The sequence below is a fragment of the Bradyrhizobium sp. SOJA106 genome, from assembly GCF_059448745.1.
The window spans coordinates 4,330,972-4,346,739 of record NZ_CM182549.1 but is presented as its reverse complement, the minus strand read 5'-3'; the positions used below and the strand labels follow the sequence as shown (position 1 = coordinate 4,346,739).

The following is a 15,768-nucleotide window of genomic DNA, read 5'->3' as shown; positions in this document are numbered from 1 at the left end:
AACCGGCTGTGACCTCGGGCAGCCTCACGGCCGCGCGATCACCCCGCCCGTCATCGGCATCGGCACGCCCGTGGTGGCCGGATAGGACAGCGGCAGGCCCTTCAGGCCGCGGGCGGCGAGGAAGCCGAAGGCCTGCGCCTCGATGGCGTCGGAGGCCCAGCCCAGCGTCTCGGCGGCCTCGACGGTGGCCGAGCCCACCCGCTCGCGCAGCATACGGAGCATGGTGAGGTTGCGGGCGCCGCCGCCGCAGACGATCCAGCTCCGCGGACGCCGCGGCAAGAGTGGAATGACGCGGGCGATCGCCGCAGCGGTGAAAGCGGTCAGCGTCGCCGCGCCGTCGGCCGGCGCGACCTCGCCGAGCTTGAGCGCGGCGAAATCGTTGCGATCGAGCGACTTCGGCGGGGGGCTTGCGAAGAACGGCAGCTCCAGCGCCCGCGCGATCCAGGCTTCGTCCACCTTGCCGAGCGCGGCGAACTTGCCCTCCGCATCGAACGCCTGGTTCATGGTCCGGTACATGAAATCGTCGAGCAGCGCATTGCCGGGCCCGGTGTCGCAGGCGATCAGCGTGTCGTTGCCGTCGATATAGGTGATGTTGGAGACGCCGCCGATATTGACCACGACGATCGGCCCTTCGCGCTCCAGCGAATTGGCGAGCGCGCGGTGGTAGACCGGCACGAACGGCGCGCCCTGCCCGCCGGCCTCGACGTCGGCGGCGCGGAAATCATGCATCACGGGGATATGGATCGCCCTGGCGAGCGCCGGGCCATCGCCGATCTGCACCGTCATCCGCTTCTCCGGACGGTGCAGCACAGTCTGGCCATGGAAGCCGACGATGTCGATGTCCTCCGGCCGCATCCGGTTCTGGGCGATGAAGGCGGCGACCGCTTCGGCGTGCGCCTGCGTCACCGCGCGCTCGGCCTCGGCCAGGAGGCCCGGGCGGGCATCGCGCCGCGGCAGGTGCACGGCCTCGGAGAGCGCCTGGCGCAGCAGATTGCGCTCCGCCGGGTTATAGGGCCGGTAGCCGGACGGTCCGAATGCCTTCACCTGTTTTCCATCGGTCTCGATCAGCGCGACATCCACCCCGTCCAGCGAGGTGCCGCTCATCAAACCGAGTGCCGTCAACATCATCTCAAGCGGGCCTCGACGTCCCCTACCCGACGCCTGACTTGTATCAAACAAGTACATCTTATAATGCCACAGCGCGCATTTTTTGCGGCAGCCCGGCTGGCGCTGGTTCCGCAACTTGCCGCAATGATCGTAAAATAAGAATGATCAGGCACGCCGACAGATGACTGCATTTAAATCGGATTTCCTCAACACCCTGCAAGAGCGTGGATTCATCCACCAATGCTCCGATTTCGAGGGGCTGGATGCGCTCGCCGCCAAGGGCGAGGCGACCACCTATGTCGGCTACGATTGCACCGCCCGCTCGCTGCACATCGGCAACTACCTGACCATGATGATGCTGTACTGGCTCCAGCAGTCCGGCAACAAGCCGATCACGCTGATGGGCGGCGGTACCACTATGGTCGGCGATCCCTCCGGCAAGGACGAGACGCGCGCGATGCGCACCGTCGCCGAGATCGAGGCCAACAAGGAATCGATCCGCGGCGTGTTCGCAAAGGTGCTGCGCTATGGCGACGGCAACAGCGACGCCATCATGCTCGACAATGCGGAGTGGCTGACCAAGCTGAACTGGATCGAGATGCTGCGCGATGTCGGCCGGCACTTCTCGGTCAATCGCATGCTGACCATGGACTCCGTGCGGCTGCGCCTCGAGCGCGAGCAGGAGATGAGCTTCATCGAATTCAACTACATGGTCTGCCAGGCCTACGATTTCGTCGAGCTCGCCAAGCGCACCGGCTGCCGTCTCCAGATGGGCGGCTCGGACCAGTGGGGCAACATCATCATGGGCGTCGATCTCGGCCGCCGTATGGGCACCCACCAGCTGTTCGCGCTGACGACGCCGCTCTTGACCACCGCCTCGGGCGCCAAGATGGGCAAGACCGCGCAAGGCGCGGTGTGGCTCAACGCCGACCAGTTCTCGCCGTATGATTTCTGGCAGTACTGGCGCAACACCGAGGACGCGGACGTCGGCAAGTTCCTGAAGCTGTTCACGACGTTGCCGATAGCTGAGATCAGGAAGCTCGAGGCGCTCGGCGGCTCCGAGATCAACGAGGCCAAGAAGGTGCTCGCGACCGAAGCAACGGCGCTGCTGCACGGCCGCGACGCCGCGAACGAGGCCGCCGAAACCGCGCGCCGCACCTTCGAGGAAGGCGCGCTGGCGCAAAGCCTGCCGACCGTGGAAATTCCGCGCGGCGAATTGGACGCTGGCCTCGGCGTGCTCAACGCCTTCGTCAAGGCGGGTCTAGTCGCCTCCAACGGCGAGGCGCGGCGCCAGATCAAGGGCGGCGGCCTGCGCGTCAACGACGAGCCCGTGGCCGACGAGAAGATGGCGCTGTCGGCCGGCAATCTGACGCCGGAAGGCGTGATCAAGCTGTCCTTCGGCAAGAAGAAGCACGTCCTGATCAGACCTGCATAGGCGTATGAGCTTTTGATGCTTGTCAGGGCGCGCCGAAGCGCGCTCCCTGAGAGGCAATGGACCAGAACACGCCCAAGAAAACGACGGCGGAAACGAGCAAGGAGAGCGTCGCGGCGACGCCGCAGGGCGCCGTTCGCATCGCGCTCACCGTGCTTGCGCTCTGCTTCACGCTCGCGGTTCTCGGCCGCGGGCTCGGCGACAGCTTTACCGTGTTCCTGAAGCCGATCTCCGAAAGCTTCGGCTGGGACCGCGCGCAGATCGTGTCGGTCTACTCCCTCACCTGGCTCGCAAGCGGCCTTACCGCTCCCTTCGTCGGACGCCTGTTCGACCATTCCGGACCGCGCATCGTCTATGCGCTCGGCCTGCTGCTGCTCGGCGCGGCGTTCCTGATCGCGGCACACGCGCAGCATCTGTGGCAGTTCCAGCTCTCGATCGGCCTCTGCGTCGGCATCGGCGTCGCCTTCATCGGCATCGTGCCGAACTCGATCCTGCTCGGCCGCTGGTTCGGGCCGCGCCTGCCGACCGGGATGTCGGTAGTGTATTCGGCGATGGGCGGCGGTGTGCTGGCGTTGCTGCCGGCCTCGCAACTGCTGATCGACCATATCGGCTGGCGCGACACCTACCAGCTGTTCGGATTCGCAGCCTTGGCCCTGCTGGTGCCGCTCCTGCTGCTGCCGTGGCGGCTGTTCGCCGCGGGCTCGCCATATGTGGTGAAGAAGACCGATCCGGACTTTGTCGACAATGGCTGGACGCTGCTCGGCGCCATGCGTCACCACGCCTTCTGGGCGCTGTTCTCGACCTTCTTCTTCACCGCCGTCGGCATGTATGCGATCGCCGCGCAAATCGTGGCCTATCTGATCGACGCCGGCTTCCCGCCGCTGCAGGCCGCGACCGCCTGGGGATTTTCGGGCGTCGTGCTGGTGTTCGGAATGCTCGGCGTGTCCGCGCTCGATGGCCTGATCGGACGCCGGCCGTCGGTGCTGCTGAGCTACGCCATTTCGATCCTCGGCATCGTGCTGCTCTGGCTGTTGCAGTATGCGCCGAACATCCTGCTGCTGAGCGGCTTCGTCATCTGCTTCGGCAGCATGATGGGCTCGCGCGGCCCGCTGATCAGCGCGACCGCGATGCGGATCTTTCAGGGCAAGCGCGTCGGCACCATCTACGGTACGATCTCGATCGGCAGCGGGCTCGGCTCGGCGTTCGGCTCCTGGAGCGGCGGCCTGATCCACGATGCGACGCACGGCTACAATGCGCTGCTCGCTTTCGCACTTGCGAGCGTCGTGCTCGGCATGATCCCGTTCCTGATCGTGCCCGCCTTGCGGCGCTAGGTTTCACAGGGGTAACCTGCGCGCATTCGCGTCACCGGAAAATTACGGACAGATGCGATACGAATAAGCGCAAAAAATGCGGGCCGCGCCTGGCTGAAAGCACGACCTGTGGTGTTTTGTCCGACATGACAAAAATGTCAGCGCAAATTGGGCTCGAGCGGCTTGCAGGCTGGAACTGAATGCGGTCCAAGTCGCGCATTGGATGGAGGGCACAAACCAATGGACTTTCCCTATCTCGTTCGCTTTCAACCGGTTCTCTTGAGCCTGTTTCGCTTCATCACCGGGCTGCTGCTGTTCCAGTACGGCGTCGCCAAGCTGTTCAAGTTTCCGGTGCTTCCCTACTTCGCGAACATCCCGCCGCTGATCTATGCAGCCGGTACGCTCGAACTCGTACTCGGCGCGCTGCTGATGATCGGCCTGTTCACCCGCCTCAGCGCTTTCATCCTCTCGGGTGAGATGGCCTTCGCTTACTTCATTGGTCACATGTTCAAGGGCGAGACGCCGGTGTTCCTGCCACTGCTCAATGGCGGCACCGCGGCGATCCTGTTCTGCTTCGCCTGCCTCTATCTCTCGTCGGCCGGCGGCGGTCCGGTCAGCGCCGATGCGGCGATGGGCAAGAAATAACGGCCCGATCGGCGACAAATTCGCGCGGCGCTGATGCACGCGCAGTTGCGGCGCAAGTAAACGACGGCACCGGCAGCTTCGCCGGTGCCGCCTACCGCGAGCCCAGCACGTTCCAGATCAGTACGAGGGCCGCGACCAGCAGCACGGACATGATGAGGCGATGAACGAATTGATTCATTGTCGCTCCGGCTAAACCCAATCAGCACCAAAGTTGGGGAATGACGTGCACGCAAAAGATACGGGTGCACGGCGACACATGGTTGCACACTTGCGCAGAGGGCTGCAGATGCCGTGTCGCGCGGCGCCGTCGCATGCCTACATTCATGATTGGTAAGAACTTTATGTGGATGGCGGGGACCTGTCCCGGCCATGACGCTGAGGAAACTCTGCGCTCCAACGCAGTCGCTTCGCCGCTACCGCCGCGCGAGGCTGCAACCGTTTGAGAGCTGGCGGCTCGAGCCGGTCGAGCCGTCGTTCGATTGCGACGGGAATTCCTCGAACGGCGAGTTCTGCTTGCCGGTGTTGAACTCCATGATCTTCCGGGTCACGCCGGGAAAGATCGCGGAGATCGGATTGACGCGCATGACGGGCGCGGCCGGCGTGCCGACAACCTCGTAGGTCACGCCGATCAGTCCCTCGTTATTGCCGCCGCCCAGGAACAAGCCGAGGACTGGAATCTGCCCGAACATGTTGTTCAATCCGTACATCGGCACGAAGGTACCGCTCATGCACACCTGGTTGCCGGGATAGTCGATCGAGCCTTCGATGGTGGCGCCGATCATCGGGCCCTTCACCACGCCGTCGCGGATGGTAAGCGAGCCGTTCTGCCGGGTGAATTCGGCGCGGAGCGCACTGAAGGAGACGCCGTTGCCGGTGCCGTTGGGCGCGCCGGCGGCGACGCGCTCGAGCTGCGCCTCGCCCTTCACCGTGAAGTCGCGCACGTTGATGAGGCCCTCGCGCGAGGTGTTCGGCTCCGCCGTCGGCGGCTCCATCGCCACCACCATCTGGCCGCCGAGGGCCTTGGTATAGGTGTCGGTGAAGCGCAGCAGCGCGCCGGCATTGTTGGTCTGGAGGTAGATCACCTCGCGATTGCCCTGGGCCCGGCCGCCGCGCAGATCGGCCGCGACCGGCGAGTCGTTGCCGATCTTGCCGCTCAGCGTGAATGCCTTGATCGCCCCGCTGCGCTTCGACATCTTGGCATCGACGCTGCGCATCGCCTCGCCGTTGAAACCCATGACGGCACCAAGTTTCAGGTCGATGTCGAAATCGACGTTCTTCAGCTTGTTCTTGGAATCATCCTTGGAATTGCCCGAGATCGCCGATTTCAGGAAGCCGCGGCCGTCGAAGACGTCGCCCCGCATCGTACCCTTGACCACGCCGTCCTGGCTGCGCTCGACCTTCAACGACGCCTTGTCGCCGTCGGACGGCGAATAGGTCGGGAAGTTCGCATTCATGAGGTCGCCGTTCGGATCGACCTCGAGCGAGCCCTTGATCGAAGCGCCGGCGCCCTCGATGACGATGTCCTCGAAACGGGTCGACTGCGCCGTCGGCACCACCTTGAAGCTGGCCCTGCCCGACTTGCCCGGCGGCTTGACCCAACCGGGCAGGATGTTGTCGAGCCTGACCGCGGTCAGGTCTGCTTCGACGCCGAGCTTGGTGGTCTGGTCGGGACCGCCGGCGATCTTGCCCGACAGCTTGATCGGCAGCGAGCCGCTCACGGCGGGGCTCAGATCGAAGCCGAAACGCGCCCGGCTCGCATCGTCCAGCGTCGCCTGCAACCGTACATCCGCATCGCCCTCGGCCGGCTTGCGGTAGTCGAGCGAGGCCGCCTGCCCGTTGATCTTGACGTCGCCCTTGACCTGATAGCCCTGATTGTTGGCGGTGATCTTGAGGTTGTTGGCCTCCAGCTTCTGGTTCATCACCAGCTTGTCGGCTGAGAAGCCGTTGAGATCGGCGGTGACGGCATAGACGGTATCGGCCTTGGTCAGCTCGCCCTTGACCGGCAAGCCGAGCTGAATGTTCGCCGTGAACGTCCCTTTGCTGGTGTTGGGATCGACGACCGTCGCGGACAGATCGCTGAGGCGATCATTGGCGAGCATTTCGGCTGCCGCCGGCACCGGACCCTCGACGCGGAACCTGGTGCGCGAGGGCGACGGCTTGGGCGCCATGTCGGGCACCTCGAAGACGAAATCGGAGATCGTCACCTTGCGGCCTGCAGGCGTGTCGGCAATGCCCTGGCCGATGTTCACCGTCGCGGTGCGGCCGGTGACGCGCGCCTTCAGATCGGCATCGTGCACGACGGGCATGCCATCCACGGGCCGGACCGCGACGCCGCTCGCCACGATGTTGACGGAAAGGCCGTCGTCGGGAATCGGCGGGCCCTTACGCGGCAGGTTCCTCGTCGGCGAATTGATGCCGATCTCGATGCGCTGCAGCGTGCCGCGCTCGATCCGCTCGATCACCCATTCGCGCAGCTCGGGCACGACGAGCGTCGGCCACATCCGCTTGAGCGCGGAGGCCGACATCGGCGTGCCGGCAAAGCCCAGCGTCAGGCGCGGCTCGCCGGAATAATCGATGGCGCCGGTACCGGCGACCCCGATCTCGCCATTGCTGATGTCGGCCTGCGTCAGCACGATGCGCTTGTGGTCGGTGTCGAAGCGAAAGCCGATCGCGATGCGGTTGAAGACCAATGGCGGCTCGTTGTCGATGCCGCCGAGCAGGATCGACCCGCCGCTGAAGCCAAGCTGCCAGTCATTGACGGTGCCGTTCGGCGGCTCGAGATGGGCCAGCAGCGTCAGGCGGTTCGCGCCCGAGAGGATCTTGAACGGCGCGACCAGCACCCGCCGATTGGCATCCCATTCGATGTTGATCTCGGCCTGGTCGATCGCCATCGGGTAATCCGGCGTATCGGTGTCGATGATGTCGCCGGCGCCGACCGCGATCTTACCGCGGAAGAAGGTCGGCACACCGTCACGGCCGAGCTCGCCCTTGAGCTCGCCGGTCAGCGGCAGGTCGGCAGTGTAAGTGAGATCCTTGACCCGCAACGCCAGCAGGATGTTGGAGGTGGAGACTTTGTCGGCCTTGATGTCGACCGAGCGCACGCCGTTCTCGGCGGGGCCGATCGTGGCCCGCAGCATCCACGGACGCGCGCCCTCCTCGCCAAGGTTGAGCGTGACGCCGCCACGGCTCGGCCGGCGCAGGCTGAGCGTGATGTTCTCAAAGGTCCATTTGCTGCCGCGCTGCTGATCGTCGACGATCAGATTGCCGTTCTTCAGGCCGATCTCGTTGAGGTTCTGGCCATCGAGACCGGTCATGCTCAGGCTGTCGAGCCAGTCGAGGCCTTGAAGGATGCCGCTCTGCGCGGTTGCCTGAGGGGCGGCTTGCGAGGCATCCGGGGTCGCAGGCGCGGTCGCAAACGGCGGCGGCGGGACGCCATTGCGCGGGAACGTCGGCGGCAGGCCCGCGTCCTTCTTGGACGCAACACCGGTTGCAAGCGGTTTGGCGGTGTCGCCGGCGGAGACGGTGACGGTGCCGTCCGGCGCGATGCGGATCGCGAGCTCGGCGTCGACGAGATTGAGGCTCTCGGCGCGCAAATGGCCCATCAGGAGGCCGGCGCCCGACAGCTTCACCTCCGCCTTCGGCGCGGTGGCGACGATGGCATGATCGTGGTCGCGGACGACGATGTCGCGGATGCGCACGGCGATACGGACCCGGCCGGCCCGCTCGATCTGGGTGCCGCCGACTTCAACCGTATTGCCGTGACCGATATTGTCCTCGATCGCCGCGGCCAACCAGGGCGTTGCGATGTCGAGATTGATCGGACCGGCGCCAAGCCGCCACCACAGCGCGCCGAAACAGCCGACGAAAATGACGACCAGGGTGCCTACGACGATGGCGATCCGGCGATACCAGCGTCCGCTCGGCAGCGCCCGTCGAAACGACGAGAAGCTGTCACCGATGCGAAAGCGCGAACTGGAGCGCGAGAGCAGGCGGCGCGCGCGATGGCCCGCCTCCTCCTCCTGATCCCGATCCCAGTCGGCCTCGTCCCACTCCGGCGGCCCCTGATAGCCGCCGCGCCGATCGAAATCCCGATTGTGATCCTGGGGCGACGTATTCCTTGCCATTGTCTCTCGATACAGGCGCCCATCATGGGATTGAGCGCCGCCCGGACCGCAGCCGTCGACAGGGATCGAAGCACCCCGCCCCGGCATTGCCGCCATACCTCGAATATTCCTGCTGTTCGTCATTTCGCCCCGGGAGCGCGTTCAACGAGCAGTGGGGTGGTGCGTGGAAATCCTTGTAACCATATTCCGGCGCCGTCAGACTTGCCCAGCCAAGGGCGAGAATCCGGCGTGCCGGACGAGAGCTGCAATACCGCTTTGGTTGACCCGCGGAAAGCGTCGAAAGGAAGGCGTATGTCCAAGAAATCCCGAAAGAAATCGTCCAAAACGCCCTCCGGCAGTCCGACCGCTAAAAAGAGAACCCTGAAAACGCGGGCATCTAGTCAAACAAAGCGCGCCCAAACCCGGCGGGCACCGGCCAGCAAATCACCCGCGAGCATAGCAAAGACAGCATCACATGGGGCCGCATCGAAACAGTTAAATTCCTCCAGATCGGGCGCAGCCGCGAAGGCCGCTCTGACTGAGGGCGAGAAGGCCCCCGCGTTCCGCCTGCCCCGCGACGGCGGCGATGTCGTCACGCTGTCCGACTATGCCGGCCGTAAGCTCGTCCTGTTCTTCTATCCCCGCGCCGACACGCCCGGCTGCACCAGGGAGGCGATCGACTTCACGCGGCTTGCCGAGGACTTCGCCAAGTCTGGCACCGCCGTGCTCGGCATCTCCGCCGATCCGTTAAAGGCGCAGGAGAAGTTCCGCGATAAGCACAAGCTCGGCGTTCCTCTCATCTCGGATGAGAAACACGAGATGCTGGAAGCGTACGGAGCCTGGGGCGAAAAATCCATGTACGGCAAGAGCTTCGCCGGGATTCTTCGGACCACGATTTTGATCGGGAGCGACGGCAAGATCGCCAGGATCTGGCGCAACGTCCGGGTCGACGGCCACGCCGAGCAGGTGCTCGAAGCAGCAAGAAGTCTTTAACCAGCCCGTTAAGTTCTAATGGTTCCGTTTCCGGAAAATTAACCATGACCAGCCCAGATTGCTGCGGCAATTGAGCCGCAAGGAACCCATCCGACCGGCGCGGGAGTGCCGATGTCGAAAAGTTCTGCCCAATACTCGCAGTACCCCCAACATCATCCTCACGATCACGGACGGGCTTTTCACCGGCGTCCCGTCGCTGTCGCAGCGACTGCTGCGATTCCCCTCCCCGAAGCCGATGACGCCTACACCATTGTCCATCACGGCAAGCAAGTTCGCCTTGGCCCCGTCGTGTTCTGGATCGTGGTCGGGACCGTCGTGCTGCTCGGGCTGTGGTCGGCGGCCACGGCCACCTATTTTGCCTTTCGCGACGACGTCCTGACGCGGCTGATCGCCCGCCAGGCCGAGATGCAATACGCCTATGAGGACCGCATCGCCGAGCTGCGTGCCAAGGTCGACCGCACCACCAGCCGGCAATTGCTCGACCAGGAACAGTTCGAACAGAAGCTCGACCAGATCATGAAGCGCCAGACGGCGCTGGAGTCTCGGGCGACGGCGCTCGGCGCCATGCCCGACGTGACCGGATCGATCCCGCGCTCGGCCCCGCAGCGCGGCGATGCCGGTCAGAGCACGATGCAGGGCACGCCCAAGCCGTCACCGATCAGCGATACCGTGATCTTCGTAGCGCCGCCTGATCGCGAGGCGCGGCTCGAGTCGCGCGCACCGACTGCGGCAGCTCCGCCGACCAGCCAGTTTGCCAAGAACCAGGGTTTTGACAACGTCCTGGTCCGGCTCACGAGCTCTCTCGACCAGGTCGAGCGTCGGCAGATGGCGGCGCTCAGCGCCGTCGAGGAAGGCATGGATTCGCGGATGCGCCGGATGCGCGGCGTGGTCAGCGATCTCGGCTTGAACCTCGCCAATCTCGAAGCCGCCGTGCCGCGCAGCGCCATGGGCGGCCCGTTCGTGCCGGTCAAACTCTCAGCGAATGCCGGGCCGTTCGAGAAGCAGCTCAACCGCATCAACGTCACCCGCGCCGAGATGGACCGGCTCAATCGCACGCTGGCGCTGGTGCCCTATCGCAAGCCCGTCATCGGCGAGGTCGAGTTCACCTCCGGCTTCGGCGTGCGCAGCGACCCTTTCCTCGGCCGGCCCGCGATGCATACCGGGCTCGACTTCCGCGCCGCGACAGGCGATCCCGTTCGCGCCACCGCCTATGGCAAGGTGGTCTCGGCCGGCTGGTCAGGCGGCTACGGCCGCATGGTCGAGGTCGACCACGGCAACGGGCTTTCGACCCGCTACGGCCATCTCTCGGAGATCAGCGTCAAGGTCGGCGAGATCGTCAAGATCGGCCAGGTCGTCGGTCTCGTCGGCTCGACCGGCCGATCCACTGGTCCACATCTGCACTACGAAACCCGCATCGACGGCGAAGCGGTCGATCCGCAGAAATTCCTGCGCGCCGGCGTGCGCCTCAGCGCGGGCTAAATCCGGCCCGGAAGGGCCGCGCGAGCGCAAAGCGCGCAGCGGTTTTCCTGCTCAGCATGGTGCTGCAGGCAAAGACTGAACGCTACCGGGCCGTCACTACTGGCTGCGCTCGTGGCCGACCTCGCCGGTGATGACCTCGCCGAACAGCTCCCAGGCCTGCCCGTTGAAGCGCATCAGCTGCATCTGCTCGATCGGGAAATAATCGTCCGGCGAGGTGTTGACCATGATGCCCGGGAGCATCAGGTCGGTGTGGAAATCCTTCAGGTTCGCGGCCTGCTTCATGACGTTCTCGCGCGTGAGATTGTCGCCGCACTGCTTCAGGACCTGCGCCATCGCTTCGGCCTGCACATAGCCATAGAGGTTGTTGGCATTGGTCTTGTCACCTTCGGGATAGTACTTGTCCATGAACGCACGCCACGCGATCACCGCCGGATCCTTGTCCCAGGTCGGGTCGGTCGGATCCTTCAGATACGCGGTCGAGATGATGTCCTTGGAATATTCGAGCCCGGCAGGCTTGAGCACCGAGGCGATGGATGTCGCGGTGTTGGCGAGGAAGAATTTCGGCTTCCAGCCGAGCTCGCCGACCTTGCGGATCGCCTGCGCCGAACCTTTCGGTGCGGCCCATGAGAAGAAGATGTCGGCGCCGGAATCGTGCAAGGCCACGATCTGCGAGTCGATCGAAGGATCGCTCACCTCATAGGATTTGTCGGCGATGATCATGTTGGCCTTGTCGCCGAGGCCGTCCTTCAGGCCCTTGAACTGGTCCTTGCCGGCGTCGTCGTTTTGCCAGAACACCGCGATCTTGCTGTTCGGAAAACGATCGCGAATGTATTTTGCGTAAATCCGGCCCTCACTCTGGTAGTTGGGCTGAAAGCCCATGGTCCAGGGGAAATTCTTGGGGTCTCCGAACTTGGTGCCGCCGGAGGCAACGAAGAGCTGCGGCACCTTCTTCGCGTTCATGTATTTCATGATCGCGGAGTTCGAGGGCGTGCCGAGCGCCTGGAAGATCAGGAGGACCTCGTCGCTCTCGACCAGCTTGCGCGCCTGCTCGATCGCCTTCGGCGGCGAATAGGCGTCGTCATAGCTGATGAAGTTGATCTTGCGCCCGTTGATGCCGCCCTGGTCGTTGATCATCTTGAAGAACGCGGCCTCGGTCTTGCCGATCACGCCATAGGACGACGCCGGCCCGCTATAGGGCATGATGTTGCCGATCTTGATTTCGGTGTCGGAGGCGCCGGGATCGTATTTCTTCTGCGCCAAGGCCGGTGTCGCGGCGAGCGCTCCGGCGACAAGCAGGACGAGGGCAGCGAGATTCTTGCGACGACCCGGCATTGGTCTCTCCCCTATGTTTTGTAGTCTTGTTTTGCAGGCACTGTCGCAAGCACGCCCGCAACTGGCAAGCGCCGCGATTTTCCGCGGGATGAAACGCCGCGTCGGAACTTAAGCGATGCGACGCAGCAAGCCGAGCATGCGTCCGTCAATCACCAAGAGCGCGCTGCCGATGACGATCGCACCCGCGATCTCTTGCGCGGAGATCGGCTCGGCCAGCACCAGCCAACCCAGCAGGATGCCAGTGACGGGAATGAGCAGCGTCACCAGCATGACGTTGGTCGCACCCGAGCGCCGCAGGATCTGAAAGAAGACGATGTAGGCGAGCGCTGTCGACGGCCCGGCAAGACCAAGCACCGCGAGCCAGGTCGCAAGACCTGGCATCGGAAGCCGCCACGGCTGCTCCGCCGCGCTGGCGACGATCGCCATCATCACCGTGGACGCCATCAGCTGAAAGGTCGCCGTGCCAAGTGGAGCTGTGTCCTTCGGCAGCCGCCGCGCCGCCAGGGCCGCAAGGCCATAGCTGAACGCGCCGCCGAGGCAAAGCAGGATGCCGAGCCCCTGCCCCGGCCGCGTCTCGATGCCCCATCCACGCAGGATGACCACGCCGACGATGCCCAGGGTCACTCCGGCGAGCCGCCGCACCTGCAGGGCCTCCTCGCCGGCCGTGGCCATCACCATCACCGTGAACAGCGGCGTGGTCGCATTCAGGATAGATGCCAGCCCGCTTGGAACAAAGGTCTGGCCGATCACGATCAGCGAGAACGGAATGACATTGTTGAGCAGTCCGATCTCGACGAACGGCCTCCAGCCTCCGATACCCTTTGGAAGACTGATGCCCTGCATCCGGAGCAACGGGAGCAGAATGGCGGCGCCGAGCGCGACGCGCAAGAACACGAGCGTCAGCGGCGGCAATTCCCGCAGCGCCGCACCATTGAAGAAGAACGAGCCGCCCCAGAGGACCGAGAGCACCGCGAGCAGCGACCAGTCTCGCGCATCGATCCGGTGGTCGTTTGGGGACATGCGTATCGCCTCTGCGGCCAAGCCTGCCGCCTAGGACGTCACAGCCAACTTTGCCACCCGATTTCCGAGAACGTGATGAGGACCGTCGTGTTCGGGCATCGCCTGCGATGTCGGCGACCACCGCCCCGATCACATCGCGAGGATCGCGAGGCCGTGGCTGCCGACATGGGCGATGTCGTGGGCGAGCGGCAGGCTGACGAGGCTGCCGATGAAATTCGAGAGCGCAGCCGCCGCTACCGCCGAGACCGCGTCCTCATCAGGGCTGCCCCATGTCGATGCGTCCACCTAAGACGGCTTCTTCGGCCGCGACACCAGCTCGATCATCTTGCCTTCATCGTCATCCGGCATCGCCGCTTTCGCCTGCGCGTAGGCCTCGACCGCGGCGCGCGCGACAAGCGGCTCGCAGGCCAGGAGGCTCTCGGCGAGCCTCACCGCATAGGCGGCATCCTTGTGCCGCAGCGCTGCCGTAAACGTCGCGCCGCTGAAATCGCGTGCGACCATGCGCTTCGAATGCCGCTGCACCTGCGGGCTCGCGGCAACGCCCGCCTGGATCGACTCCAGCACGAGGTTCATGTCGAGCCCGGCCTGCTCGGCGATCGCGAGACCCTCGGCGAGCCCTGCGATCTGGATCGCGCCCATGAGATTGTTGATGAGCTTGTAGACGGTGCCGGAGCCGACCGCGCCGAAATGGCGGATGGTCGAGCCGATCGGTTCGAGGAACGGTCGCGCGCGTTCGAGATCGGCTGCATTGGCGCCGACCAGCAGCGTCAGCTTCCCGGCCGCTGCCGCATCCGGCAAGCCCGTCACGGGGCAATCGATATAGATCAGCCCGCGCGCGTTGAGCTCACGGCCCATCTCGCGGGCATGGTCATAAGAGACGGTGGAGCATTCGATCGCGATGGTGCCGGCCTTGGCCGTCTTGGCCGCGCCCTCGGGCCCGAGCCAGACCGTGCGCGAGGCCTCGTCGTCGGCAACCATAGTCACGACCGCGTCGGCATCGATCGCGGCATCCTCGGGCGAGGTCGCCCACAGCGCGCCGCGGGCGATCAAATCTTCGGCCTTTGCCTTGCTGCGATTCCACAGCGTCACCGTGAAGCCGGCATCGAGATAGCGGCCGGCCATGCCGTGGCCCATCCGCCCAAGCCCGATGAAGGCGACGCGCATCATCGCTAGTCCACGTCCTCGACGTCGCCCGCGGTGGTGCCGAAGGCGCGCTGCGCCAAGGTGGCGGCCATGAACTCGTCGAGATCGCCGCCGAGCACCCCTGATGTGTCGGAGGTCTGCACGCCCGTACGCAGATCCTTCACCATCTGGTAGGGCTGCAGCACATAGGAGCGAATCTGGTGGCCCCAACCGATATCGGTCTTGGCGGCCTGGTCGGCAGCTGCCTTCTCCTCGCGCTTCTTCAGCTCGATTTCATAAAGGCGCGCGCGCAGCATGTCCCACGCCTGCGCGCGGTTCTTGTGCTGGGAGCGGCCGGCCTGGCAGACCACGGCGACGCCGGTCGGAATATGCGTCAGGCGCACCGCGGATTCGGTCTTGTTGACGTGCTGGCCCCCGGCGCCGCCCGAGCGCATGGTGTCGACGCGGACGTCGGACTCCTTGATGTCGATCTTGATGCTGTCGTCGATGACGGGAAACACCTGCACGCTCGAAAACGAGGTGTGCCGCCGCGCGTTGGAATCGAACGGCGAGATGCGCACGAGGCGATGCACGCCAGCTTCCGTCTTCAGCCAGCCATAGGCGTTGTGACCGGAGACCTGGATGGTCGCGGACTTGATGCCAGCCTCTTCGCCCTCGGATTCTTCGAGCACCTCGACCTTGAAGCCGTGGGTCTCGGCCCAGCGCGTGTACATGCGCAGCAGCATCTGCGCCCAGTCCTGGCTCTCGGTGCCGCCGGCGCCGGCATGGACCTCGAGATAGGAATCGAAGCGGTCGGCCTCGCCCGAGAGCAGCGCCTCGAGCTCGCGCCGCGCGACCTCCTTCTTGAGGTTCTTGAGCGCAGCTTCGGCCTCGGCCACCACGCCGTCATCGCCCTCGGCCTCGCCGAGCTCGATCATGCCGATATCGTCTTCGAGTTCCTGCTCGACCTTGCCAATGCCGGAGAGCGCGTCCTCAAGCGAGGTGCGCTCCTGCATCAGCTTCTGGGCTTTCTGGGGATCGTTCCAGAGGTTGGGATCTTCTGCGAGCTTGTTCAGCTCAGCGAGGCGGGCCGTCGATTTCTCGACGTCAAAGATGCCTCCTCAGCAGCCCGACTGACTGCTTGATCTCTTCTACCAACCGTTCGATTTCGGCGCGCATGTCGTTCTCTGGTCTCGCGGAATTGGTCCGCGTGGCGCACATGATC

Annotated in this window: 12 protein-coding genes; 5 read left to right on the top strand and 7 right to left on the bottom strand. The window is 64.8% G+C overall.

Translation table 11 applies throughout. From position 1 onward, the window contains the following. Positions 1-24: 24 nt before the first annotated feature. On the bottom strand, positions 25-1,128 hold the full coding sequence (locus AC5V87_RS19910) for an anhydro-N-acetylmuramic acid kinase (RefSeq protein ID WP_495367541.1): 1,104 nt from the start codon (positions 1,126-1,128) through the stop codon (positions 25-27). A gap of 160 nt (positions 1,129-1,288) precedes the next feature. Here AC5V87_RS19910 and tyrS point away from each other — a divergent pair, with 160 nt between their 5' ends. The 3 genes from tyrS to AC5V87_RS19895 all read left to right on the top strand — a co-directional run bounded on the left by tyrS (position 1,289) and on the right by AC5V87_RS19895 (position 4,494). Next, a complete protein-coding gene (gene tyrS / locus AC5V87_RS19905; protein ID WP_495367540.1) occupies positions 1,289-2,542 on the top strand; it encodes a tyrosine--tRNA ligase in 1,254 nt (417 codons plus the stop codon). 56 nt (positions 2,543-2,598) lie between these two features. Further along, complete coding sequence (locus tag AC5V87_RS19900) at positions 2,599-3,870, top strand: MFS transporter (protein ID WP_495367539.1); 1,272 nt, start codon at positions 2,599-2,601, stop codon at positions 3,868-3,870. 219 nt (positions 3,871-4,089) lie between these two features. Then, complete coding sequence (locus tag AC5V87_RS19895; RefSeq protein WP_456838649.1) at positions 4,090-4,494, top strand: DoxX family protein; 405 nt, start codon at positions 4,090-4,092, stop codon at positions 4,492-4,494. A 413-nt stretch (positions 4,495-4,907) separates the two neighbouring features. Here the strand turns inward: AC5V87_RS19895 and AC5V87_RS19890 are convergent, their stop codons facing one another. Continuing rightward, complete coding sequence (locus AC5V87_RS19890; RefSeq protein WP_495371925.1) at positions 4,908-8,705, bottom strand: YhdP family protein; 3,798 nt, start codon at positions 8,703-8,705, stop codon at positions 4,908-4,910. Between the two features lie 204 nt (positions 8,706-8,909). Here AC5V87_RS19890 and AC5V87_RS19885 point away from each other — a divergent pair, with 204 nt between their 5' ends. Further along, positions 8,910-9,590, top strand: a complete 681-nt coding sequence (locus AC5V87_RS19885) for a peroxiredoxin (RefSeq protein ID WP_456838650.1) — start codon at positions 8,910-8,912, stop codon at positions 9,588-9,590. Positions 9,591-9,701: 111 nt separating this feature from the next. Then, the gene (locus AC5V87_RS19880; RefSeq protein ID WP_456838651.1) at positions 9,702-11,069 is read left to right on the top strand and encodes a M23 family metallopeptidase; all 1,368 of its coding nucleotides are present in this window, start codon (positions 9,702-9,704) and stop codon (positions 11,067-11,069) included. Positions 11,070-11,165: 96 nt separating this feature from the next. On the opposite strand, the gene AC5V87_RS19875 is transcribed toward AC5V87_RS19880, so the two are convergent. The 5 genes from AC5V87_RS19875 to prfB all read right to left on the bottom strand — a co-directional run bounded on the left by AC5V87_RS19875 (position 11,166) and on the right by prfB (position 15,722). Next, the gene (locus tag AC5V87_RS19875) at positions 11,166-12,401 is read right to left on the bottom strand and encodes an ABC transporter substrate-binding protein (RefSeq protein ID WP_456838652.1); all 1,236 of its coding nucleotides are present in this window, start codon (positions 12,399-12,401) and stop codon (positions 11,166-11,168) included. A gap of 108 nt (positions 12,402-12,509) precedes the next feature. Further along, positions 12,510-13,421 carry a DMT family transporter gene (locus AC5V87_RS19870; RefSeq protein WP_456838653.1) on the bottom strand — a complete coding sequence of 304 codons (912 nt, stop codon included), beginning with the start codon at positions 13,419-13,421 and terminating at the stop codon, positions 12,510-12,512. Positions 13,422-13,550: 129 nt separating this feature from the next. Then, complete coding sequence (locus AC5V87_RS19865; protein ID WP_456838654.1) at positions 13,551-13,706, bottom strand: hypothetical protein; 156 nt, start codon at positions 13,704-13,706, stop codon at positions 13,551-13,553. Beyond that, positions 13,707-14,690 (bottom strand): NAD(P)-dependent oxidoreductase, encoded by a 984-nt coding sequence (locus tag AC5V87_RS19860; protein WP_495371924.1) that lies wholly within the window; start codon positions 14,688-14,690, stop codon positions 13,707-13,709. Further along, positions 14,591-15,722, bottom strand: a protein-coding gene (prfB, locus tag AC5V87_RS19855; protein ID WP_495367538.1) for a peptide chain release factor 2 whose coding sequence is annotated in 2 segments (ribosomal slippage) — positions 14,591-15,652 and positions 15,654-15,722 — 1,131 coding nt in all. Because the reading frame shifts where the segments join, the coding sequence is not laid out codon by codon here. Before prfB ends, AC5V87_RS19860 begins: the two co-directional genes overlap by 100 nt. Positions 15,723-15,768 lie beyond the last annotated feature (46 nt).